Source organism: Singulisphaera rosea (assembly GCF_054877945.1).
The window spans coordinates 270,361-292,300 of record NZ_JBTYIP020000002.1; the positions used below are offsets into that span (position 1 = coordinate 270,361).

The 21,940-nt window shown below is 62.9% G+C and carries 19 protein-coding genes; 8 read left to right on the forward strand and 11 right to left on the reverse strand.

From position 1 onward, the window contains the following. The first annotated feature begins 438 nt into the window (after nt 1–438). The 3 genes from ACYOEI_RS04160 to ACYOEI_RS04170 all read left to right on the forward strand — a co-directional run bounded on the left by ACYOEI_RS04160 (nt 439) and on the right by ACYOEI_RS04170 (nt 4,026). On the forward strand, nt 439–1,938 hold the full coding sequence (locus tag ACYOEI_RS04160) for a circularly permuted type 2 ATP-grasp protein (RefSeq protein ID WP_462848055.1): 1,500 nt from the start codon (nt 439–441) through the stop codon (nt 1,936–1,938). A gap of 1 nt (nt 1,939) precedes the next feature. Continuing rightward, nucleotides 1,940–2,908, forward strand: a complete 969-nt coding sequence (locus tag ACYOEI_RS04165; protein ID WP_462848056.1) for an alpha-E domain-containing protein — start codon at nt 1,940–1,942, stop codon at nt 2,906–2,908. Between the two features lie 101 nt (nt 2,909–3,009). Further along, complete coding sequence (locus tag ACYOEI_RS04170) at nt 3,010–4,026, forward strand: transglutaminase family protein (RefSeq protein WP_462848057.1); 1,017 nt, start codon at nt 3,010–3,012, stop codon at nt 4,024–4,026. An 82-nt stretch (nt 4,027–4,108) separates the two neighbouring features. Here the strand turns inward: ACYOEI_RS04170 and ACYOEI_RS04175 are convergent, their stop codons facing one another. Then, nucleotides 4,109–4,963: a transglutaminase-like domain-containing protein gene (locus tag ACYOEI_RS04175; RefSeq protein ID WP_462848058.1), complete on the reverse strand. Its 855-nt coding sequence runs from the start codon at nt 4,961–4,963 to the stop codon at nt 4,109–4,111. Nucleotides 4,964–5,193: 230 nt separating this feature from the next. On the opposite strand from ACYOEI_RS04175, the gene ACYOEI_RS04180 reads away from it, so the two are divergent. Beyond that, nucleotides 5,194–5,937, forward strand: coding sequence for a proteasome-type protease (locus ACYOEI_RS04180; RefSeq protein WP_462848059.1), 744 nt, complete (start codon nt 5,194–5,196; stop codon nt 5,935–5,937). Between the two features lie 233 nt (nt 5,938–6,170). Here ACYOEI_RS04180 and ACYOEI_RS04185 read toward each other — a convergent pair whose 3' ends face one another. After that, nucleotides 6,171–7,277, reverse strand: coding sequence for a DUF1349 domain-containing protein (locus ACYOEI_RS04185; RefSeq protein WP_462848060.1), 1,107 nt, complete (start codon nt 7,275–7,277; stop codon nt 6,171–6,173). Nucleotides 7,278–7,611: 334 nt separating this feature from the next. Between ACYOEI_RS04185 and ACYOEI_RS04190 the strand changes: the two genes are divergently transcribed. Then, on the forward strand, nt 7,612–8,811 hold the full coding sequence (locus tag ACYOEI_RS04190) for an alpha/beta hydrolase family protein (RefSeq protein ID WP_462848061.1): 1,200 nt from the start codon (nt 7,612–7,614) through the stop codon (nt 8,809–8,811). A 74-nt stretch (nt 8,812–8,885) separates the two neighbouring features. On the opposite strand, the gene ACYOEI_RS04195 is transcribed toward ACYOEI_RS04190, so the two are convergent. Continuing rightward, nucleotides 8,886–9,269, reverse strand: a complete 384-nt coding sequence (locus tag ACYOEI_RS04195) for a hypothetical protein (RefSeq protein ID WP_462848062.1) — start codon at nt 9,267–9,269, stop codon at nt 8,886–8,888. Nucleotides 9,270–9,518: 249 nt separating this feature from the next. Here ACYOEI_RS04195 and rpsR point away from each other — a divergent pair, with 249 nt between their 5' ends. Further along, complete coding sequence (gene rpsR / locus ACYOEI_RS04200; protein ID WP_422930393.1) at nt 9,519–9,761, forward strand: 30S ribosomal protein S18; 243 nt, start codon at nt 9,519–9,521, stop codon at nt 9,759–9,761. Nucleotides 9,762–9,865: 104 nt separating this feature from the next. Here the strand turns inward: rpsR and ACYOEI_RS04205 are convergent, their stop codons facing one another. Beyond that, entirely contained in the window at nt 9,866–11,320 is a 1,455-nt protein-coding gene (locus ACYOEI_RS04205; RefSeq protein WP_462848063.1) for a DUF1570 domain-containing protein, read from the reverse strand. A gap of 586 nt (nt 11,321–11,906) precedes the next feature. Here ACYOEI_RS04205 and ACYOEI_RS04210 point away from each other — a divergent pair. Continuing rightward, nucleotides 11,907–12,470 carry a hypothetical protein gene (locus ACYOEI_RS04210; protein WP_462848064.1) on the forward strand — a complete coding sequence of 188 codons (564 nt, stop codon included), beginning with the start codon at nt 11,907–11,909 and terminating at the stop codon, nt 12,468–12,470. A 194-nt stretch (nt 12,471–12,664) separates the two neighbouring features. Next, nucleotides 12,665–13,216, forward strand: coding sequence for a hypothetical protein (locus tag ACYOEI_RS04215; protein WP_462848065.1), 552 nt, complete (start codon nt 12,665–12,667; stop codon nt 13,214–13,216). 157 nt (nt 13,217–13,373) lie between these two features. On the opposite strand, the gene ACYOEI_RS04220 is transcribed toward ACYOEI_RS04215, so the two are convergent. From ACYOEI_RS04220 to thiS, 7 genes are all read right to left on the reverse strand, one after another. Beyond that, the gene (locus tag ACYOEI_RS04220) at nt 13,374–14,105 is read right to left on the reverse strand and encodes a hypothetical protein (protein WP_462848066.1); all 732 of its coding nucleotides are present in this window, start codon (nt 14,103–14,105) and stop codon (nt 13,374–13,376) included. 40 nt (nt 14,106–14,145) lie between these two features. Then, the gene (locus ACYOEI_RS04225; RefSeq protein ID WP_462848067.1) at nt 14,146–15,894 is read right to left on the reverse strand and encodes a GspE/PulE family protein; all 1,749 of its coding nucleotides are present in this window, start codon (nt 15,892–15,894) and stop codon (nt 14,146–14,148) included. Nucleotides 15,895–15,967: 73 nt separating this feature from the next. Further along, nucleotides 15,968–17,119, reverse strand: coding sequence for a type IV pilus twitching motility protein PilT (locus tag ACYOEI_RS04230; protein WP_462848068.1), 1,152 nt, complete (start codon nt 17,117–17,119; stop codon nt 15,968–15,970). 123 nt (nt 17,120–17,242) lie between these two features. Then, nucleotides 17,243–18,049: an imidazole glycerol phosphate synthase subunit HisF gene (gene hisF / locus ACYOEI_RS04235; protein ID WP_462848069.1), complete on the reverse strand. Its 807-nt coding sequence runs from the start codon at nt 18,047–18,049 to the stop codon at nt 17,243–17,245. A 164-nt stretch (nt 18,050–18,213) separates the two neighbouring features. Then, nucleotides 18,214–20,193 (reverse strand): ATP-dependent DNA helicase, encoded by a 1,980-nt coding sequence (locus ACYOEI_RS04240; protein WP_462848070.1) that lies wholly within the window; start codon nt 20,191–20,193, stop codon nt 18,214–18,216. Between the two features lie 27 nt (nt 20,194–20,220). Continuing rightward, on the reverse strand, nt 20,221–20,763 hold the full coding sequence (locus ACYOEI_RS04245) for a hypothetical protein (RefSeq protein WP_462848071.1): 543 nt from the start codon (nt 20,761–20,763) through the stop codon (nt 20,221–20,223). Between the two features lie 132 nt (nt 20,764–20,895). After that, nucleotides 20,896–21,930, reverse strand: a complete 1,035-nt coding sequence (thiS, locus tag ACYOEI_RS04250; RefSeq protein ID WP_462848528.1) for a sulfur carrier protein ThiS — start codon at nt 21,928–21,930, stop codon at nt 20,896–20,898. Nucleotides 21,931–21,940 lie beyond the last annotated feature (10 nt).

Consider the following 21,940-nt stretch of genomic DNA (forward strand, 5'->3'; position numbering starts at 1 on the left):
TACCGTCCTGATCTTCGGAACATCCGGCATCGCTTACCGAACGCCGCCCGAGCGGGATCCCTCTTGGCATGGAAGAGTTCGGCGGGTCATGCGTCTTGGGGCGTCTTCGAAGTGTTCACGGAGCAGATCGACGGGCCTGCGACGCATTGCCGCAATCTTGCCCCAATCTATACCGGTTCTCGGGCCGTCTGTTCGATTATTTCTTTGGAAAGGGAACGTACCGGACTCAACCAAATCGGTGAAGACGGTCGCCATTCCGATCGAATGCCTATTTCGGTGGCAGGGCGCCCACAAAGGCGGCGGCCATTTTCAATACCGAGGCGGGAGAGATTGTCGTAATCTCCCGAAAGGACCGAGGTTATACTGACCGATCACCCTCTGGTGCGCTTTTTGCTATTCACCCGATATCTCACTCTTCCTAGGGTCGGTAGGGACATCATGTTGTCGATTCGTCATGGGGTCGATGCGAGGCTCTTCGGAGATTACTCGCTGACCGGGTACGACGAGATGTTCGCCGCGCCCGGCCAGGTTCGCCCGCACTATGCGGCGCTTTATGCTCGGCTCAACGCGATGGGGCTCGACGATCTCGAGACCCGGAGTCGGGCCGCCGATCTCTTGATGCGCCATCAGGGCATCACCTTCACGGTCTATGGACGGGACCAGGGGGTCGAGCGGATCATCCCCTTCGATCCGGTCCCTCGCGTCATCGCCGCCGACGAATGGGCCCACATTGAACGCGGGCTGAAACAACGCGTGCGTGCGCTGAACTTGTTCATCCACGACGTGTACCACGCCCGCCAGATCCTTCGCGACCGCATCCTCCCGTACGAACTCGTGCTCGGGGCGTCGAGCTATCGCCGAGAATGCGTCGGACTTCGCGTCCCTCGAGACATTTACATCCATGTCTCGGGCATCGACCTGATTCGCGACGCCCAGGGCCAGTACATGGTCCTGGAGGACAATGGGCGGACCCCTTCCGGCGTGAGCTATGTGCTCAAGAACCGGCAGGTGATGAAGCAGGTCTTCCCGTTCCTCTTCGAACAGTACAACGTCCGCCCGAACGACGACTACGCCGCAAACCTGCTCGCGATGCTCCGGCACATCGCCCCCGAAGGATGCGACGACCCGAACGTGGTCGTGCTCACGCCGGGGGCCTACAACTCGGCCTACTTCGAGCACAGCTATCTCGCCCGGCAGATGGGCGTCGAGCTCGTCGAGGGACGCGACCTCTTCCTCGACAACGGTCAGGTCTATATGCGGACGATCCGGGGCCCGATGCGGGTCGACGTGATCTATCGTCGAATCGACGACGACTTCATCGATCCGTTGACCTTCCGACGCGACAGCCAGCTCGGTGTCGTGGGGTTGGTCGGGGCCTATCGCTCGGGCCAGATTGGCCTCGCGAACGCGATGGGGACCGGCGTGGCCGACGACAAGGGGATCTATCCCTACGTCCCGGACATCATCCGTTACTACCTGAAAGAAGACCCGATCCTGCCGAACGTCGAGACGTTCCGCCCCACGATCCCGTCGCATCGCCAGCACATCCTCGCGAACCTCGACAAGCTCGTCGTGAAGGCGGTCGACGGATCAGGAGGTTACGGCATGTTGATCGGACCGGCCTCGACCGCGGCGCAGCGGGAGGAGTTCGCGGCCAAAGTTTCCGAGAACCCTCGCGGCTACATCGCCCAGCCGACGATCGCCCTGAGCCAACACCCGACGTTCGTTGACGACCATCTCGAAGGGCGGCACGTCGACCTTCGGCCTTTCATCCTCTATGGCGAGGAGATCAAGGTCATGGCCGGCGGCCTGACACGCGTGGCCCTGCCGCGCGGCAGCCTGGTCGTCAACAGCTCGCAAGGGGGCGGCACCAAGGATACCTGGGTCCTTCGAAACAATTCCCCGACCATCGGGGCGACCCAGGAAGGAGCGGCCTGAGATGCTCAGCCGGGTCGCAGAGAATCTCTACTGGATCAGCCGGTACGTGGAACGGGCCGAGAATGTCGCGCGATTGCTCGACGTCGGCTTCCACCTCGAGCTCGACGCCACCGGCATCTCGGGCGATGCCGCCGCGCTCGGGCCGATCGAGAGCGTGCTAACGATCCTCGCCTGTCGAGACGCCTTCGAGAAGGCCCACGGCCCCGGCGAAAAGGACCGCGACGCCGTGCTACGGTTCCTGACCTTCGAGCGGCAGAATAGCCACTCGATCCTGGCGATGCTCGCCAGGGCTCGCGAAAATGCCCGAGCGACCCAGGAAACGCTCAGCGCCGAGGCGTGGGGCCAGGTCAACAAACTCTACCTTTATCTGTGCAGCCGTCGGGCCCACAAACGGTTCGCCGCGAGCCCACCCCGATTCTTCGACTCGATCAAACGGGCCTGCATCCTCTTCGACGGGCTGGTTGATGGGACGCTCCCCAGGACGGAGGTGTTCCACTTCCTCCAACTCGGCCGCTACCTCGAACGGGTCAATCAAATCAGCCGGATCTTGAACGTCAAGCTCCACGGCATCGCCCAGAACGGGGAGGCCACCGCCGGCCATCCGGTGCCCATCGTCCACTGGTCGAGCTTGTTGAGAAGCTGCTCCGCCTACGAAGCGTACCTCCGCGAGCACCACGAGCGGATCGATCCCGAAGGGGTCGTCCGCTACCTCGTGCTCGACTCCGACTTTCCCCGGGCGATGCGATTCTGCGTCGCCCGCTGCTGCGAGTCGTTGCACGAGATCGCCGAGGTCGACGACGACGAATACGGATCCGAGGCCGAGCGTCGTCTCGGCCGGCTCGACAGCGAATTGCGTTACATCGACGTCGGCGAGATCTTCGGCCAGGGCCTCTCGACGTTCCTGACGGGCGTGCAGGACTCGTGCAACCGGATCGGTGACGAGATCCACCAGGCCTATTTCTTCTCATAAGCGTCGGATACGGCGGTCGACCATCCGCGCCGTGCAGCGGCCTGACCCGGACGATTGCTCCAGGTCATCTCTCCGTCAATCGCGACCTCTCCGAGGCCCCCATGCTCCTGCGAATCTCCCACGAGACGAAGCTCTCGTATACGTCGCCGGTCTCCGAGACGGTGTTCGAGGTGCGCATGGCGCCCCCCTCGAATGAAGATCAAACGGCGATGGGCTACAACCTGAGGATCAGCCCGCAGGCGCCGGTCACGTCGTATCGGGATGGGTTTGGCAACCGCGTCGACCTGTTCAACGTTGCGTCGTACTATCGAGAGCTGATCATCCAGGCGACGAGTTTCGTCCGGACACATCGACGCAACGGCCTCGACCGCCTCCAGGAGAACTACCAGGGAGACGGCGAGCCCGAATTGATCGAGACCGTCGAGTACCTCCAGCACAGTCCTCTCGTCGATCGCAGCGAAGTCCTCTCGGGCTTCGTTTCGACGTTGCCCGAGCCCTCGGGGTCATACGCAGGGATCATCCGGCGCATCCTCGACGCCATCCAGGATCGACTCAAGTTCGAGGAGAAGGTCACGACGTCACGCTCGCCCCTGGGCGAGGTTCTCGCACTCGGTCGTGGGGTCTGTCAGGACTTCGCCCACCTGTTCCTCGGGGTATGCCGAAGCCAACGGATCCCGGCCCGCTACGTCAGCGGTTATATCAATCACCCTGGCGAGATCGCCACTCACGCCTGGTGCCAGGTCTGGGCAGGTCCGAAGGCCGGTTGGGTCGACGTCGACCCGACCCGCGGCGACTTCGTTGGCGATGACCACGTCGTCACCGCGATCGGTCGCGACTACGCCGATGTCCCGCCCAACCGAGGACTCTGGAAGGGCCGGGCCGAAGAGTCGATCGCCGTCTCGGTCAAGGTCGAGCCGATCGACCGCATCCCGATGGAATGGAACGAATGGGCGCCCATGGGGATGCGTCCGGGCTCGGTGAACTTTTCCCAGTTCCAGTCGCAACGAATGGGGTCGCAGACCGTCCAGACCCAGCGTTCCACCCGCAGCGCCTACCCGAATCAACGGAGCCCCAGGGCCGGACTCCACCAACAGCAGGGTCAACAACAGCAACAATGAGAGAGGGGAGTTTGCTCCTCGTCGCGTCACCACTTGGCGAGGTTCGCCCTCCCCTAAGACTCCGGGTCGCCCGAGGCTCGGCTCAGGCGTAAGCCGCGATGCGGCGACTAGGGACCGTGGAAAGATCGGCCTCGGACACTTGGTCAGTCCAGACGGTGAAGCGTTGGAGCCGGGTCGTGCCGAACGAGGTGGTCAACGCGACGTCCACGGCGTCCCGGCCGATGCCCATCAGAACTCGGCCGATTCGAGGGACGTTGTGTCGGGCGTCGAAGGTATACCAACGGCCCCCGAGGTAGGCTTCGAACCATCCGCTGAAATCCATCGGAGACGGCGATATCGGGACGCCGATATCGCCAAGATACCCGGTGGCGTAGCGGGCGGGGATGTTCATGCAACGGCAAAGCGTCAGGGCCAGATGATTGAAGTCTCGACAGACCCCGCCCCGTTCCTGGAGGACGTCGTAGGCCGTCTTCGTCGAACGTGCGAATTGATAACCGAACGTGACGTTCTGGTGAACCCAGTCGCAGATCGCCTTGACCCTCGCCCAGCCGGGAGGGGTGTGGCCGAAAAGGTTCCATGCGGTTTCCGTGAGCCGGTCGACTTCGCAGTAGCGGCTCGACAGGAGATAGACGAGGACATCGGGGGGGAGTTCCTCCACCGGGTGCTGGATCGCCCCCGGTGCGACAATGTCCGGTTGCCCGTCGTCTTCGACAATCCGATCATCCCAGAGGACGCATTGGCCGGCAGGCGCGACGATCCTCGTGCAGGCGTTGCCGAAGCCGTCGATGAACTCCTGGACCGGAATAAACGGCTCAATCGCAAGCCCTCCGGCTCGCCGGACGGTCGGCAAACGTTCGGGCCGGAGTCCGAGGACGAGGAGCATCGGCGTAGGGGTGGGGACGTCGAAGACCAGTTCGAATCCGACTCGGATCAGCATGGCCTTGCCCCCTGTCCCTTGAGGATGACGGCCGGGGATGGTCGAGTTCGGGCAGAGTAAACTTCCTGATAACCAACAGTCATTTTCCAACAAGCTCCTGAAAGACAGACTTCTTTATACAAAGCATTATCCCCCGGTCGGGCACCTTCGCTTGCAACTCATGGCCTCGCTGTGGTATCACGACCACGGCGGGCCGGTCGGCACCCGGGCGGGCGGAGTGGAGAGCGGAGATGACGTATTGCGTCGGGATCATGACGGGCGAAGGGTTGGTGATGGCCTCCGACTCACGCTCCAACGCCAGTTACGACCAGGTCAATGTCTGTCGCAAAATGCATACCTTCGTCACCGAGAATGAGCGAGTTTTCATCCTCTTGACGAGCGGGAGCCTCTCTTGCTCGCAGTCGGTGATCACTCTGCTTCGTCGCGACTTCGATCAGGGCGTCGGCCTCGCCTCGGCGGCGACCATGTACGACGCCGCACGGGTCGTCGGCGATCAGGTGCGCAGGGTCTCGGCGCTCGATAGAGAGGCACTCGAGCAGGACGATTATCGTTTCAACGTGAACATCCTCCTGGCGGGTCAGATCAAAGGTCAGCCGCACGACCTCTACATGATCTATCCCCAGGGAAATCCGTTGCGTGCCACGGAGGACTCGCCCTTCCTGCAAATCGGCGAGTGCAAATACGGCCGCCCGATCCTCGACCGAGGCATCCGGCACGACCAGACGACGCTGGATGATGCGGCGCGCTACGCCCTGATTTCGCTCGACTCGACGATGCGCTCGAACGTGACGGTCGGGCCACCGATCGATCTCCTGGTCTATAGTCGAGACGAGTTGCGGATTACTCGCCAACGTCGGCTCGGTGCCAAGGATCCGGACTTGATGGCGATCCACTCGCACTGGGAGCAGGCGCTCCGCAAGGCCATCCAGGAGTTGCCGCCGGTTCGATTCGAGCCCTCGGGGTCTGATTCCTAAAAAGGTTTGAGCGGCCAACGTGCGGCTGGCATTCTGCGCGACGAGGATCCGACTCGCAAGCAGAGTTGAGAACTAGGAATTGACGCAATTTGCGTAGCAAGGGTCTCCGGCTCTCTTCCTCGCCGCAACCAATGATGATGAGCCGAACACGCCTCCACGACCGAGGGGGCGAAATGGTCGGCATTAAATCTCAGAATCGGTCGAAGAGGGCTGGCGACGACGGCCGCCAGGTCTCAGCGCGACCCTCCCTTGCGGAGGGAAAATTCCTCGAATCGCGCACCGAACGGTTTTGCGGAGATGTTGGAGGCCGAGATCCCGACCTTGAGTCGCGATGCCATGGTGACCGACCAGGCCTTTTTCACAGGAAGCCAGGTCTTGCCATCCGTGTTGTACGAGCAAGTGATATCATTCCCTTTACGCTCCATGCGTAGGGAAATATTTCCCTCCTTGGTCGCGAGATAGATGCCTCGTCCCGGTTTACCGTCCTTGCATGACTCGACCATCACACGATGGAACGCCCCTATCGCCACCGAGTAACCCGCCGCGCGTTCCAGACGCACAAAGTTGTTCTCGTCCTGCCAGAGCAACAGGCCCGCACCCTGGAAGGTGAGCGGCCAGTCCCCGATGGATGCCGTACCCGGCTCGATCATCCCGGGGACCTTGACCTGGGCGACGAAATCCCCGTTGACCTCGACGAGGGCCCTGGGAGAGTCGGCGATCCCACGCGTCGGATCGAGCACGTGCAAGGAAGCGGGGACGAAGATCTCGATCCCTCTTCCCTCTTTGCTCACCTTGCAATCATTCAACGGGTCGATGATCGGCCCGAGGGGCCCGAGCGTCGAGATTTCCTTGGCTGGAGCTTCGGGAGGAAGGTCGGTCGGAGTCGGGATCGCCGCAGCCAGAGTCGGGGGCTTGGGCGGTTCGGGTGTCGTCGTCGGAGCCGGTTGCGGAGTCGGAGCGGGCTCGGGCGAGTTCGCGACCGAGGAACTCGGGTTCGGTTGGCTCGAAGTTGTCGTGGCGGCCGTAGGGGTCGACTTCGGTTCGACCTTCGAGGCCACCGTGGCTTCTACTTTAGGAGAAGCCTTCGAGGCGTGCGAAACCGAGTAGTGGATCGGTTCGAGATCGGCCTCGACCGGTGCCTTCTTCTTGCCCGACATCACCGCGAAGAAAACGAGCCCGTAGAGAAACTCGGCCACGATGATCCCGACGATGAAGCCGGGTGAGGTGAATGCGCTTCCGGGGATCTCGGAGAGGAGTTGCGGTGGTGCCCCTGGGGCACGCAACTTGTCATCACCCGCGATCGAGCCGGTTTTGCTTTTGACGGTGGGCGAGTAGGACATAGCCGGGTACCAAGCTCCCTCGTCTCGACCGAGAGCGGGATCAATCCACCTGGGTACGACGCGTTGTCTCGGAACAGATGCAGGGCGAATGCCCAATCAATCGCGAATGGAATGGGCGACGGGAGTGCGCCCATCGAACCTATTCATCCTAGGTCCGTCTGATCAGTCGTGTCAATCAGTCGGCCGATACAGGATGATCCAGGATCGACGCGACTCATGGGCGAACCCGAGAGCGTCATCCCCGAATTGTTGTGTCGGCCCGGAAGCGCGACTAACATGAGCCCGCCGTCGATGACCTCCAACACCATCGGACCTCGAGCTTGACGTGGTTGATATGACATACAAACAGATTTGCCGACTCGGGTTGCTCCTGACGTGGTGGTTGACCTCGCCGACTTATGCCGACTCTCCCGTTCGCGAAACACGAGGCCCTTGGGATCTCACCAAGCTGAAGGCTCCCCCTAAAATCACCTGGGGCGAGACCAACGGCCTGGTTCGCGAAGTCTATTACGAGGCCGAGAATTACCAGGGTAAACCGACTCGGGTCTTCGCCTACTACGGCCGACCAAAGTCGGGCGATGGTCCGTTCCCGGCGATGGTGCTCGTCCACGGCGGCGGTGGCAAGGCGTTCGCCGAGTGGGCGTCGTTGTGGGCCGAACGAGGCTATGTCGCGCTCGCCATGGACCTGGCCGGGCACGGCCCCGATGGCAAGACGCTGCCTGACGGTGGGCCCATGCAAGACCATCCCCATATCTTCGCGGACTTCACCGAGTCGACCGTCGATTCGATGTGGTCCTACCACGCCGTCGCGGATGTCATCCTGGGCCATTCCCTCCTCGCCGCTCAACCCGAGGTCGATCGCGATCGGATCGGCATCACCGGGATCAGTTGGGGAGGTTATCTGACGTGCATCGTGGCCGGGCTCGACGACCGGCTGAAAGTGGCCGTGCCCGTGTACGGCTGCGGCTTTCTCGGGGACAACAGCGCCTGGCTCGAAAACTTCCGCGCCATGTCGCCCGAGCTCCGCGCTCGTTGGCTCGCCTTCTTCGACCCGTCCCGATACCTGCCCGGTGTTCGCTGCCCGATCCTCTTCGTGAACGGTACCAACGACTTCGCTTACCCGCTCGACAGCTATCAAAAATCGTACCGACGGGTTCCGGGCCCGGTCGACCTCTGCGTCACCGTTCGAATGCCCCACGGCCACCAGGAAGGTTGGACGCCGAAGGAAATCGGACTCTACGTCGACAACATCTTGCTTGGAAACGACCCGTTGGCGCGTTGCGGAGACGTCAAAGTCGAAGCCTCGAAGGCGTCCACGACCGTACAGGCCAAGGTGCCTCTCGTGGAGGCCAAGCTCAACTACACGACCGATGGCGGGGTCTGGTCGTCACGAAAATGGCAAACAACCGACGCGACCCTCGATGGCGGCCGCATCTCCGCGGCGCTTCCCGAAGGACGTCCGATCGTGTTCTTTTTCACGGTCAAGGACTCACGCGGTGCGGTCGTGAGCTCGCCCCATGCGGAGGTCCGTTGACCGATCGAAACATCGATCGAAATCGTGTTCTTTATAGAACCACAAATCTGGATGGGACGACGATCCCGCCGGCCTTAAGGTTGGTCGACCGGTGTCGAGACCCAGGGATGGTCGGCCGCGTAGATGAAGTCACGCTCCTGTTCGCGGTGGAATCGCACGTCGCGAGCGGATTGTTCCGAGATGGCCAGGTAGCGTGTGATGGTATTCCTGCGAGCGTAGGCATCACCGGGCGGGGAGTTCACCATCCCTGTGGACCCGAGGACGTGGGCGATCCGGGAATGGACCGCGACCACGTTCGCCTGGTTGGTCGCCATCTGGGCGTGATAAAGGGCCCGGGCGAGTCGTTCCGAGCGTCGTCGGCTGAGTTCGAGGCTTGCAGTAAGGCTGATAGTGAGGACGACGCAGACCCCGGCCATCGGGAGCGGTCGGAGTCGAAAAGCAGAGAGGTGGGGGCGCATGGCTCTCTCCTTTAAGCCCGTCTCATGATTCATGTGCTGCCGTGAGTGACGCGAGACGCGAGTGGAACCGGTGCCGACGTGAATCGATCGGCGGCCGGGACATGCGATCCTACCGCGCCTCGACCTTGACGTGCGCCGGGAATCTCGGATAGAATCGCGGTTTCCCGATGGGGTGCCCTCCCCTGAATGTCGAGGATCGCTCTTCGTCACCGTCAAGGAATTTTGAGTTCGTCCGAGGACACCAGGTTTATGCCGCGGAAACGTTTTGGTCGAAACCGGAAGAATCGTTGCCGGTTCTGCACCCCCGAAGGCTGCCCCCGTCCCGCCTATGTGGATTACAAGGACGTCGGCCTTCTGAAGAAGCTGTGCACCAACCAGAGCAAGATGTTCTCCAGGAAGCGAAGCGGTAATTGCGCCGCCTTCCAGCGCGCGGCGAGCGACGCCGTCAAGCGCGCCCGGTTCATGGCCCTCATCCCCTACGTGGGCGAATAATCCGACCGCGGCGTCAGGGCGCGAGACACAACTCGCCTCGCGTCCTGAGTCCCTCCCTCCCCTCGCGATTCATGCACCTCTCTCGTTCTCGACGTTCTTGCCGCTCACTCCGGGCGCCGCAGGAAGGTGTGGAACTCGCGGTCCAGCGTCTCATAAGAGACTCCTAGCCGCGTTTTCAGCGTCATCCCCGTCGCCGATTTCAAGCGACCTCGATAAGCGTCCCGGACGTAATCGAGGAACGATTCGCGATAGCGCTCGTCATCGGCTTGCATCAGGAAGACCGCCAGGGCCATCCCTTCGGCGTAATTCAGATAGACGTCTTCCCTATCCGTGAACGCATTCTGGCCGAGTTGGACGAGGCGCTGGATCGGTAGCAGCGTACCTGCTTCGAGGTGCCGCTTCGCCAGTGCGATTCTCGGTCCGACGACACCGCCGACCGACAGACTCCCGTCGGGCTCCTGCACGATGGTCTCGAAGTAGGTGCCGAGCCCCTCGAAGACCCAGTAGTTGCCGACGTTGCGGTCGTAGGCATTGGGGCCGGCCGACTCGAAGAGGAGCTGGTGGGACACCTCGTGATAGAGCGTCGCCGACGCCTCGATCTGACCGTCGGGATCGCGATAGAAGTAGGCGGGGGCCCGCTTGTTCTTCCCGGACTTTGCCGGGACGTACAGCCCCAGACTGTTCTCGTATCCGGGACCGTGCGCGGTCATCACGTGTTCGAGATATTCTGATTTGTCGTGAAAATAATACACCAGGTGGACGGGCGACGGTCGTTCGCCGGTCAGTTTCTTGTCCTTGATCCGCTGGGCCAGAGGGAGGCGGGACTCGTCGATGATCAGGTCCGGGACCAGGGCGAAGAATAGCTGGTGGAACAATTCGAGCTGTCGGGCGAAGGCGATGGCCTCGGAGAGCGGGACGTTGGCCTGGATCAGGAAGTGTTCGGTGGGGATCCTCCAGCACGATTCCCAGCGCTCGTGCAGTCGGTCGGCCTCGTCCGTGGGGAGCCAACGGGGGGGGCCGGTGCCTCGGTTTGGGGCTGGTAATTCGCCGGCCTCGAGATGAGGGATCCACGAGGAGTCGACCCACCCGAACGTTGGGTGGGAGACTCGATGCTCCCGAAGCATCGACACCGCGTAGGGCGTGGCCCAGCCTCCTTCGTGCGCGACGTAGCCTAAGAGCCTGCGCGTTTCGGCGTGATTCGGCTGCCGCTCCAGCACCATGCGGAGTGTTTCGTCCGCAAGAGCAAACTGTTTACCTGACGGCTCCGAAGCCGCCCGGATGGCGAGCGAGGTAAGCAGCTTCGCGGACTTTTCCACGATCTTTCGCAGGTCGGTGGGCCGGTTTTCGCCAGCGCCTTTGCCGCTCGTCGGTCCATTCGCTAAACCTGCATCAGCCTTCGGGACGACTTCGGGCAAGGGAACGAAGCGTGTCGCGGCATCCTTGTCGCGCGCCCTCCACATCCTACGACGGACCTCGTCGGCCGTCTTCTTGTCGCCAGCTTTCTCGAGTCGGTCAGCCAGGGCCTCGAGCTCCCCAGACTCGGCCTGGAGGACCGTCATTCGCTCGGCACGTAAATCCGATGAGCCGGTCGACGCAGGCGACGGCGGAGGGACTTGCGCTATCAGGAGGATCCCAATCACTAGGGCCGAGTCGAGCATGGCATTCCTCACGATTCACACGTCGTCCGACCGGCCTCGACCGGCACCAATCCTCGTCCGGGTCGGTCCCTCGGGCCTATCACGTCGAGACGCCGGATTTCGCGATGGAAAACGTACCATCGCCACGAGTCGAAGTCCGTCCCGATTCCGAGTTTACTTTTCAAACACCGGAACAACCCAGGGAAATCGCGGCCATCCCTTGCGATGGCATCGGCCCGCCTCGGGCTCGATCGCGCGACGTCGGTCCCACCAACGGGCAGGTGGCTCTCCGTCGACGGGGTCGCCAGGGTTGAGACGCTCGACCTCAATTCAGAATTCGCGCGAATCTCATCCTCATCCAGGCGAGTGCGACTCGGCCTATGCGATGAGCGGCGGCGTCGTTCCTCCCGACGAGTTCGCCTGGACCATTCCAGAGGACTGGCGCACAATGCGGCCTCTCGGCAGGGCGAGGAATCGGCCCAATCTCCAAGGAAGGAGCTCGGCGATTATGCCATCCAACCGACGGACGTTTTCGCGAACGCTGCTTTTGACGTTCGGCCTTCTCATCGGATGGGGCCTGTCCGCACTTCCCAGGCCGCAATCCATCGTCCAGGCCCATGCCGGGGACCGTTGGGAGAACTCGATCCTGACCACCGGCCCGGTGCTCGTACGATCCGTCGAAGGGCGGAAGATCCAGCTCTCGCAAGACGCCCTCTACTACCTCGATCACAATTTCAAGAAGAAGACGTGGCGACTCGTGGCCACGGTGCCATCCTTCCAGCAGTCGTTCGGCCCTCCGAAGCTCATCGACTCATTTGCGACCCGTGACCTGATCGAGGATTTCAAGATCGACCTCGACCGAGGCGCTCGCCCCAAATTCCTGATGACGACCGGCGCCATCGGGACTTACAGCGAAGGCTGGTCACCCCTCTTCGTGATCGAGTCGACGACCAACCAGATCGCCGCCTACAAGGTCCAGCAACAGACCGTCGGGGCCGTATCGGTCCCGAAGTTCGAGTTGGTGGAGATCCATCCGATGACCGAAGCTCCACCCCAAGCGGCCTTGCGCTGACGAGATCGAGGATCACGCGAGCCGAAAGATTCGCGGCGATACTTCGATAGGAAGTTGCTTCACGTCAAGCGAACACCGATTTTCTATCGACTTACAATCATCGCATAAGATTGTCAAAGCCAACGGCATATCTTCGGATGGTTGGGCTCGAAAATGGGCGAGTCGACACGCCACGCAAAGGGGAGTTTGCGAAGATGAATAAGATCCGAAGAGGAATACCGGGGGCATCCATCGTGGTGCTCGGCGTGGTCCTGGGATGGGTCGCCGCAAGCCTCCCGAGTCCTCGGGCGATCCTCAAGGCCAACGCCGGGGATCGTTGGGGGGAGTCGATCATGACGACGGGCCCAATCCTCGAACGCTTCGTCGAGGGGTACAAGATCCAACTCGCCCAGGATGCGATCTACTTCCTCGACTACAAGTCGGGCCGGCTCATGGCGACCGTCCCCTCGTTCCAGCAGTCGACGAGCAATGCGCGGCTGGTCGACAGTTTCGCTGTGCGCGACCTCGTTTCCGACTTCAAGATCGACCTCGACAAGGGGGCCACCCCGCATTTTCTAATGACCACCGCCTCCGTCGGAATCTACAACGAAGGGTGTTCGCCGCTGTTCGTCTTCGAGTCATCAACCCAGCAGGTCGGCGTCTACAAGGTCCAGCAACTAACGGTCGGGACGGTCGCGCAGCCGAAGTTCGAGCTTCTTCAGATGAAGTCCTTCGCCGAGGCAACGCAGGGCCCCGATGCTCAATGAGGTCTCTCCGAGCCGGCGCGCAAGACGAAACAAAGAAGGCCTGGCTAACCTCGTAGCCAGGCCTTCGTCATTTAAGTGCTGGTAACCATGTTCAGGCGTTAGCGTCGGCCGACTCTTACAACGAGAAGGGCGAGCCGACTTTCGCGACCGGTCGGCGTCACTTCGGCCCGCCGGGACGACCCGGCGTCGGAGGCGCGGCGCCGGGTGCGCCAGCCCCACCCTGAGCACCTTGAGCATCGGAGGCGGCCGGTGCTCCCGCGGCACCACCTTCGGCCTCGAGGATCGACTCGTCGCCGTAGGGCCTGGCTTGCTGGTGCATCAGCAGCCACTCGCCCTTGGGATCGAAGGCCGTCGCGTCGGTGAACTCCCGGAAGGGATCCCGCTGGCCTTGCTGATGGGTCACGAAGATCAACCCCGTGCTGTGCTGGAAGAAGCCCAACCAGCGACGTTCGAGGCCCAAGCCGAAGGGGACTTTGGCCTTGTAGTCGATCACGCCGAACATCTTCTTGTTGACCGGGGCGCACTCGAAGCCAAGCAACAAGATGGCCATGGCCACACTGCTTCCCAGCAGGGCGAAGACTGCGCGACCGAGGTGGAAGATCGGCGAGGGGAAGCGGATCATGACCGGGGCCAAGGTCTCGGTGATCAGCCGTAGGATGACGATCGTGAGCGTGAATAGCGCGAGCAGGCAGAGGACGTCGGACATCCCCCATCCGATCCCGGTGCCGTCGAGGAGGGCGGCGAGGGGCTCATAAAAGTTGAAAGCGACGATTCCGGCGAAGAAGATATTGAAGAACATCAACATCGCCCCCCAGAGCCCTTCGCTCGCGAGGGCCCAGGCCATCCCCGCCATGAGGACGCAGATGATCAGTTCGACGACCAGTTGCATCTCGAGCAATCTCCCGTGAGCGCGAGGGGACGAGGACGGATCACTTGACGACGCGGAGCAGCTCGTCGATCGACGTCTTCCCTTGGATAACTTGTCGAAGTCCGTCTTCCTGGAGGTAGATCATCCCGTTCTTGCGGGCTTCGGCCTTGATGGCATTCAGCGAAGGGTTCTCGCGGATCATGTCGCGCATCGCTTCGGTGATGATCAAGAGCTCGAAGATGCCGGTCCGCCCGAGATACCCGGTCCCGCCGCACTGGGCACAGACTTCTTGCGACTCGGTCGGTCTTCGGTAGAAGACATCGACCTTGTCCGCCGGGAGGTTGGCCTTCTTGAGGAACTCGGGCTTCGGCTTGTACGGCTCTTTACAGGTCTCGCAGAGGACCCTGACGAGCCGCTGTCCGAGCACGGCCGTCAACGCCGAGGCGATCATGAACGGCTCGACGCCGAGGTCCAGGAGCCGGAAGAGCGCGGTGACCGTGTCGTTGGCGTGGACCGTGGAGAAGACCATGTGGCCGGTCGTCGCCGCCTGGCAGGCGATCGTCGCGGTCTCCTGGTCGCGGATCTCGCCGATCATGATCACGTCGGGATCTTGACGGAGGATCGAGCGGAGGCTGCCGGAGAAGGTCTGGCCGCTCTTCGTGTTGATCTCCATCTGGGTGATGTTGTCGAGGTGGTACTCGATCGGGTCCTCGACGGTGATGATGTTCTTCTGGAACCGGTCGATTTCGCGGAGGCAGGCGTACAAGGTTGTCGTCTTGCCGGAACCGGTCGGCCCGCAGCAAAGGAACATGCCGTGAGGCTGGGTGACCAGGCCGCGGATCTCGGTCGCGAGCTTGGGACGAAGCCCGGCGTCGTCGAGCCTCGAAACGCCCATCGCGGTGTCGAGGATTCGCATGACGAGCTTTTCGCCCGACTTCGAGCCGGAGGTCGCGACGCGGAACTCGAGGTCTCGCCCTTCCAACTTCGCGCCGAACGACCCGTCCTGAGGCTTACGTTTCTCGGAGATGTCGAGCGCTGACAGGACCTTGAAGACGTTGACGACGGCGTCGCCGGTGGAGCGGTCGAAGGGCTCCGCGGCGTGAAGGATGCCGTCGATCCGGTAGCGGACGGAGAGTTGCTCGGTGGTCGGCTCGAGATGGATGTCGGTCGCCCGCCGGAGGACCGCGTCATAGACGAGTTCCTTGGCCGACATGAACGACCGAGACTCCTCGGCTTGAGAGACACGCGAGGGGTCGGACTTGGTCGCTCCTTGGCTCTTACCGACGAACACGATCGGGGGACCGCTGCGATTCTCGCTCACCTCGCCCTTGTTGAAGATCGGGCGCATGCCGACCTTCATGAGCATGCCATTGACGACCTCGCCGATATGATACGGGGTCAAGACCTTCGAGTCGTCAGGGACCGTTTGGTTGCGACTATAGGCGTAGGTCAATGTCGGGATGAGGTAGGCCAGGCACAGCAAGGACACGCTGAGCGGGAAGATCGGGATCGCGAAGAGCAGCGTGAACCCGAGGAGGCCCGAGAAGAGAATCACGCAATTCCAGATCTCGGCCCTCGGATTGTTGAGATCCTTGGTGTCATCGTCGACCCATTGGCTCGTCCAGACCCAGAGGAGGTAAAGCAGGAGGACCGGGACGAACTTGAAGAGGTTCAAGTAGAGGCCGGGGCCTCGCTGGATCGCCGAGGACTGCGCGAGCAGGACGCCCGCAAGATCGGCGGCTTCGGCGCCGGCCGAGACGACCAGGGTCGACAGGGCGAACGTCGCGAGGACCAGACGCGGGCGGATCATCGCTTCCCTTTCTTCCGACGGAGGATTCGAAACGGCCGGACCTCGAGCCGAACGCCCGCGACAGCGGCGACGGTCACAGAATCCCCGGTTGGGCGATGTTAATCCCTTTAAGGGCCATTTTCAAAGTCTCGACGCTCGGCGCCACCTCGAATGCGGTGGCCCGCTCGATCTTCTCGTCGACCACCAGCCTCCGCAGGCTCTCGGTGAAGTCCTGCATTCCTTCTTCCTTGCCGATCCGGATCGCGTCGCCGAGCTTGGTATCTTCCTCGTTGAGGATCAGCTTGCGAACGATCGGGCTAGTTCGCATGATCTCGTTGGTCGGCACGCGCGTGATGCCCTTGGCCTGGAGCTCTTTGGTGGTGGGCAAGAGCTTCTGCGCGACGATGGCCTTCAGGTTGAACGCCATCGACTGTCGCAAGGCAGGGTGCATGTCGCGGGGGAAGAGGTCGAGGATACGCCCGATCGTCGACGGGGCACTCGAGGCGTGAATCGTGCCGAAGACGAGGTGGCCCGTTTCGGCGGCGTGCATGGCGGCGGAGAACGTCTCCTGGTCACGCATCTCACCGACCAGGATGATGTCGGGATCCTGCCGGACCGCGTGCTTCAAGGCTGTGTGCCAGTCGCAGACGTCGATCCCGACCTCGCGCTGATTGATGATCGACTTGTCGTCCTTGAACGTGAACTCGATCGGGTCTTCGATCGTGACGATGTGCATCCGCTCGCGTTCGTTGATGTACTGGAGCATCGACGCGATCGTGGTGCTCTTACCCGAGCCGGTCACGCCGGCGAGGATGACGATCCCCTGCTCGTACTGCGTGATCTCCGCCATCACCGGAGGGAGCCCGAGCCCCTCGAAGTTGGGGATCGAGTTGTTGACGCGCCTGGCGACGAGGCTGAGCCGACCGCGCTGACGGAATAGGTTGACGCGGAATCGGGTCTCGAGCTCGCCGTCGTAGACGATGTGCGCGAAGTCAACGCCTCCCTCTTCCTCCAGAATCTTCTTCTGGCGCTCGGAAAGGATGGGGAACATCAACCGTTCCATATCCGAGGTCGAGAGCATGGGGAGTTGCATCTGCCGGAGGACGCCGCCGAGGCGCATCGAGGGAGAGAGGCCGACCTTGAGGTGGAGGTCGGAGCCCTTATGCTTCATCACCATGCGGAACAGCTTATTCGCCTCGGGCTCGTTCGAGGCGATATCGACATTGGCTTCAGTGGCGGTCGCCATGGGCTTGTCGCTCCTCCGGCAATGCCGGCTGTCGTGCGGTGTTGGCGGGTCGGGCACCCATCTCTGGGTTCGGGTCGTTCCCGACGAAGGCTAGGACGTCATCTCACCAGGACTCGCTCGGAATCAGGCCCGGCTCCCGCCGAGTGATTGCGATGCGTTGGTCGTGCGTCGGACGGGGACATCTCGTCCGGCGAGGTAATCCTTAGTCGCGGCGATCGTATATTCGCGGTAGTGGAAGATGCTGGCAGCCAGGGCCGCGCTGGCACCCCCTTCGACGAGGGCGGCGCGAAGATGTTCGGGGCTCCCAGCCCCTCCCGACGCGACGACGGGGACCTCGACGGCATCGGCGACGGCGCGGGTCATCGGCAGATCATACCCGTTCTTAGTACCGTCGGCGTCCATGCTCGTGAGGACGATCTCGCCGGCGCCGAGGCGTTCAACTTCGCGAGCCCAGGCGACCGCCTCGAGACCGGTCGGGACGCGACCGCCATTGATGTGGACTTCCCAGAACTCTCGACCATCGCGATCGACTCGTTTCGGGTCGATGTTGACGACGATGCACTGGCTGCCGAACCGTCGGGCCGCCTTGTGGACGAATTCGGGGTCGCGGACCGCCGCCGAGTTGATCGAGACCTTGTCGGCCCCCGCCTTCAGGAGCGCCCGGATGTCCTCAAGGGTCCGGATACCGCCACCGACGGTCACGGGCATGAAACAGACCTCGGCCGTCCTCCGCACGACGTCCCAGATGATCTCGCGTCCCTGATGGCTTGCCGTGATGTCGAGGAAGACGAGTTCGTCGGCCCCCTCTTCCTCATAGCGTGCCGCGACCTCAACAGGGTCGCCCGCGTCGCGAAGGTTGACGAAGTTGGTCCCCTTCACGACCCGGCCTTCGTTCACGTCGAGGCAGGGGATGATTCGCTTCGCCAGCATTCCGAGTTCGGTCCGTTGCTGAGAGTCGGTCGGGGCGTGCTAATGAGCGCCGGGGCCAGAGACCCCGGCTTATTGATTCTATCTCAGAAATTACGGCGATCCTAGGGGGCAGGGCTGATCGCTTTTCCGAGGGCAGGGTTGATCGATCGCCTGTGCAGGTCTTCCTAAGAGAGACGTCCCAGGTCGTCGACATCTTCGATCACGCGAGGACATTCCGGCAAGGAACTGAGAAAGGTCCGGCCGTAAGGCTTGGTGAGGACTCGAGGGTCGAGGATCACGACGATCCCGCGATCCGACCTCGATCGGATCAGACGACCGAAGCCTTGCTTGAGCTTGATGACCGCCTCTGGGACCTGATACTCGACGAACGGATTACCCCCCCGCTGCCGGATAGACTCGAGTCGGGCCTCGAGGAGTGGATGGCTGGGAACGCTGAAGGGGAGCCGGACGATGATCACGTTCGAGAGCGTTTCGCCGGGGACGTCGACCCCCTGCCAGAAGCTGTCGGCGCCGAAGATGACGCTGTTCACGTCCGCCTTGAACGCCTCGACCATCTTCGAACGCGGCATCCCCTCGCTCTGGGCGAAAAGTGCTATCTTGCGGTCGGCGAACCAGGGGGTCAGGGCGGCCGCGGCGGCCTCGAGCATCCGGTAAGACGTGAAGAGGACGAAAGCCTTGCCCTGGGTTTTCTCGAGGTAGTGCGGGATCGCCTGAATGGCGGCCCGCTCGAACGCCGCCCCCTGCTCGGACGGATCCGGCAGATTCCTCGGCAAGTGGATCCGAACCTGTTTCGGATAGTCGTAAGGGCTCCCGAGCTGCAAAGCGTCGCCTCGCGTCAGTCCGAGCCGCTTCCGACAGAAATCGAACCGAGGCGGTGACCCGATGCTGAGGGTGGCCGAGGTCAGGATGCAGGTCGGAACTCGCTCGAAGAGCTCGCGACGGAGCGTTGGCCCCACCTCCAACGGGGCGCTGGCCAGGGTGACACGGCGGCGCTGTCCGCGTTCGACTTCGACCCAGTAGACGCTTTGCTCGATCCCTTGCTCGAGCCAGGCCGAGAGGGTGTTGGCGAGCGACTCGCACCGTTCCTGGGCCGCGGAGAGTTCGACTCGCTGTTCATCGCTGTCGATTCGCTCGGCTCCTCGGCCGATCGCCGTCGAGAGCTTGCGGAGCTCTTCGCAGACGGTGTCGGGCCAGTCGGTCGGCTTGCGTAACCGCCCGTTGGGGACGCCGTAGCGGTCTTGCCAGGCGGCCACATCGTCAAAGAAGTCACGCACCGCGTTGCGAACGCGCTGGACCTGGTCGATGGCCTCATGGAGTTTGTGATACGTAAGGAGTCCCTTGCGGCTCCGCTCGTTGTAGAGCCGGTGGAGCGCGTACTCGATCTGCCCGCTCGTCACCTTGAGGCCGAGGTGCTCACCGGCGACCGCTTCGAGCGTATGTGCCTCGTCGAAGATGGCGACCTGGTAGTCCGGCAGCAAGCTGGCGCCGGCCCCCCGCAGGGCGAGGTCGCTCATGAATAGGGCGTGATTGACTACCAGGATGTTCGCCGACCACATCCGGCGCCTGGCCTTGTAGTAGAAGCAGTCTTTGCTCCGAGGGCACGAGCGGCCGAGGCAGTTGCCATTCTCACTCCCGACGGCATCCCAGACGCCGGGGAGCGGCCGGAAATCGAGGTCGGAACGGCTGCCGTCCCCGCTCTTCCCCGACCAGACGCGGATCTCGGAAAGCTGGTCGAACTCCTCCTGGCTCGAGAATGACGAGCCGGCCCGGGAGACGGCCGCCTCGAGCCGGCGCAAGCTGAGGTAATTCGAGCGGCCCTTCACCAGGACCGCCGAGAACTCCTGGGGCATGACCGAGCGCAGGAACGGCAGATCCTTGTGGAGGAGCTGCTCCTGGAGGGTGATCGTATGCGTCGAGACGACGACCTTCTTGCCGGCCTCCGCGGCGAGGATCGCCGGGACGAGGTAAGCGAAGCTCTTGCCGACCCCGGTCCCCGCCTCGACCATCAGGTGGGTCGATCGATCGATGGCCGAGGCGACCGCCGCGGCCATCTCGAGCTGCTCGGGCCTCGCCTCGTAATGCGACAGACGGCGAGCGATCGCGCCGTCCGGTCCGAGGATGGGGAGGGGATCAATCGGGGACATTCGAAACCCCTCCGTTGGTCGAGACGCTCACGACTTCGTGGTGAGCGTTTCCTTCGACTTGCGCTTCTTTTCCTCGGCGCGTTTCTGGAACTCGGCGGCGGCGCGTCGGGCATCCACGATCGGCTGCGGGTCGATCCGCCAGCGTCCCCGGACCTTCACGCAACGGGTGGGAACCGGCACCCCTTGCTCGGCGAGGAGCACTCGGTCATCGTTCACGTCGCCGGCGCGGACGGTGATGACCTTGCCCTTGGGGAGTACGAACTTCTCGCCCGGCTGCACCCTACGCAGGACAAGCCTCTGTTCCACGGCCTGCCGGACATTCTCCACCTCGGCGGGGGGGACGTGCGCCCCTTCGAACAGGATGTCGAGGCCGTTGGTCGGGATCGTCAGGTCTCGGATCGTCCCACGGTCGCCGGTCAGCATCGCCAACATGAAGGCGCGATAGATGGCCTCGGGCGATTCGCGGTCGACGGCCGCCGGGGCTTTGGCTTCGGTCGAGGGGGTGTCGGCTCCGAGGACTCCGCGTACGGACAACACGCAGACGAAGAAGGTCATCCATGATTTCTTCATCGTAAGGGTCCTTTCCCTTCGCGCCTTCGAGACGACCGTCGGGACATCCTTCATTCCCGACGGTTGATCAACCTTTGAGAAGGTGGATCAGAGACTCGCGTCGACCGTCTCGTAACTTGCCCCCCTGCCCATTCATTTGCCTGTGCCGGCGGGGAAGCCTTCAATCGGACTCGACGCGGTCGCGTAGAGCTTTTTCGGGATGCGTCCCGAACCGGCCGCGAGCCGACCGGCCTCGATGGCGAGTCGCATCGCGTGGGCCATCCGGAGTGCATCCCTGGCGCCCGCGATCCCCGTGTTGAGCAGGACCCCGTCGCATCCGAGCTCCATCGCGAACGTCACGTCGCTTGCGGTACCCACCCCGGCATCGATGATGACCGGGTAGGACGGGTCGTCTCCCTTCAGGTCCTCGAGGATGATCCGGATGTTATTCGGATTGAGGACTCCCTGACCACTGCCGATCGGGCTTCCGGCGGGCATGACACTCGCGGCCCCGGCCGCCTTGAGCCGACGCGCCATGATCGGGTCGTCGCTCGTGTAGCAGAGGACCTGGAATCCTTCATCGACCAGGATCCGAGTCGCCTCCAGTGTTGCCACCGGGTCGGGGAGGAGCGTCCGGGGATCGGCCAGGACCTCGAGCTTGACCCAATCGGCCCCGGGGTTCCCAAGCCCCTCGAGCAGTTCCCGTCCGAGCCGGGCGGTCCTCAGGGCGTCTTCGGCGTTGAAACAACCGGCCGTGTTCGGCAGGATCGTGTAGCGCTTCGGGTCGAGGAAGTCGAGGAGGCTTCGGCCTTCGCGGTCGAAAAGGCGTTCGCGACGCACCGCGACCGTGACGACCTCGGCGCCGCTGGCGTCGAGGCATTCTCGCATCAGCTCTAATGTCGTATACTTGCCCGTGCCGACCAGCAGGCGGCTGCGGAACTCGTGGGTCCCGATCCTCAAGGGCTCGGCTTCGGGGCTCGCGGGGGCCCCGCCCCCCACGAGCGTGACGACCTCGAGGACGTCGCCGGGAGCGATCGAGGTCTCCTGATGCCGCGCCCGCCCGACGAGCGCACGATTCACCTCGACGGCCACGAATTCGGGCCGGACACCGATGTGTCTCAACAGGTCGGCCACCGACAGGCCATCGGGGACCTCGCGTGGCTCGCCATTCAGCGTGATGGTCACGATTCGTCGTTCC

Excerpts from the sequence above, each read along its gene's own strand:
- ACYOEI_RS04245 (WP_462848071.1), bottom strand. The coding sequence starts at position 20,763 with ATGAAGAAATCATGGATGACCTTCTTCGTCTGCGTGTTGTCCGTACGC.
- ACYOEI_RS04170 (WP_462848057.1), top strand. The coding sequence starts at position 3,010 with ATGCTCCTGCGAATCTCCCACGAGACGAAGCTCTCGTATACGTCGCCG.
- ACYOEI_RS04185 (WP_462848060.1), bottom strand. The coding sequence starts at position 7,277 with ATGTCCTACTCGCCCACCGTCAAAAGCAAAACCGGCTCGATCGCGGGT.
- ACYOEI_RS04220 (WP_462848066.1), bottom strand. The coding sequence starts at position 14,105 with ATGCAACTGGTCGTCGAACTGATCATCTGCGTCCTCATGGCGGGGATG.
- ACYOEI_RS04180 (WP_462848059.1), top strand. The coding sequence starts at position 5,194 with ATGACGTATTGCGTCGGGATCATGACGGGCGAAGGGTTGGTGATGGCC.
- ACYOEI_RS04195 (WP_462848062.1), bottom strand. The coding sequence starts at position 9,269 with ATGCGCCCCCACCTCTCTGCTTTTCGACTCCGACCGCTCCCGATGGCC.
- ACYOEI_RS04240 (WP_462848070.1), bottom strand. The coding sequence starts at position 20,193 with ATGTCCCCGATTGATCCCCTCCCCATCCTCGGACCGGACGGCGCGATC.
- ACYOEI_RS04175 (WP_462848058.1), bottom strand. The coding sequence starts at position 4,963 with ATGCTGATCCGAGTCGGATTCGAACTGGTCTTCGACGTCCCCACCCCT.
- ACYOEI_RS04190 (WP_462848061.1), top strand. The coding sequence starts at position 7,612 with ATGACATACAAACAGATTTGCCGACTCGGGTTGCTCCTGACGTGGTGG.
- ACYOEI_RS04215 (WP_462848065.1), top strand. The coding sequence starts at position 12,665 with ATGAATAAGATCCGAAGAGGAATACCGGGGGCATCCATCGTGGTGCTC.
- ACYOEI_RS04160 (WP_462848055.1), top strand. The coding sequence starts at position 439 with ATGTTGTCGATTCGTCATGGGGTCGATGCGAGGCTCTTCGGAGATTAC.
- ACYOEI_RS04210 (WP_462848064.1), top strand. The coding sequence starts at position 11,907 with ATGCCATCCAACCGACGGACGTTTTCGCGAACGCTGCTTTTGACGTTC.
- ACYOEI_RS04230 (WP_462848068.1), bottom strand. The coding sequence starts at position 17,119 with ATGGCGACCGCCACTGAAGCCAATGTCGATATCGCCTCGAACGAGCCC.
- rpsR (WP_422930393.1), top strand. The coding sequence starts at position 9,519 with ATGCCGCGGAAACGTTTTGGTCGAAACCGGAAGAATCGTTGCCGGTTC.
- ACYOEI_RS04165 (WP_462848056.1), top strand. The coding sequence starts at position 1,940 with ATGCTCAGCCGGGTCGCAGAGAATCTCTACTGGATCAGCCGGTACGTG.
- ACYOEI_RS04205 (WP_462848063.1), bottom strand. The coding sequence starts at position 11,320 with ATGACGGTCCTCCAGGCCGAGTCTGGGGAGCTCGAGGCCCTGGCTGAC.
- hisF (WP_462848069.1), bottom strand. The coding sequence starts at position 18,049 with ATGCTGGCGAAGCGAATCATCCCCTGCCTCGACGTGAACGAAGGCCGG.
- ACYOEI_RS04225 (WP_462848067.1), bottom strand. The coding sequence starts at position 15,894 with ATGATCCGCCCGCGTCTGGTCCTCGCGACGTTCGCCCTGTCGACCCTG.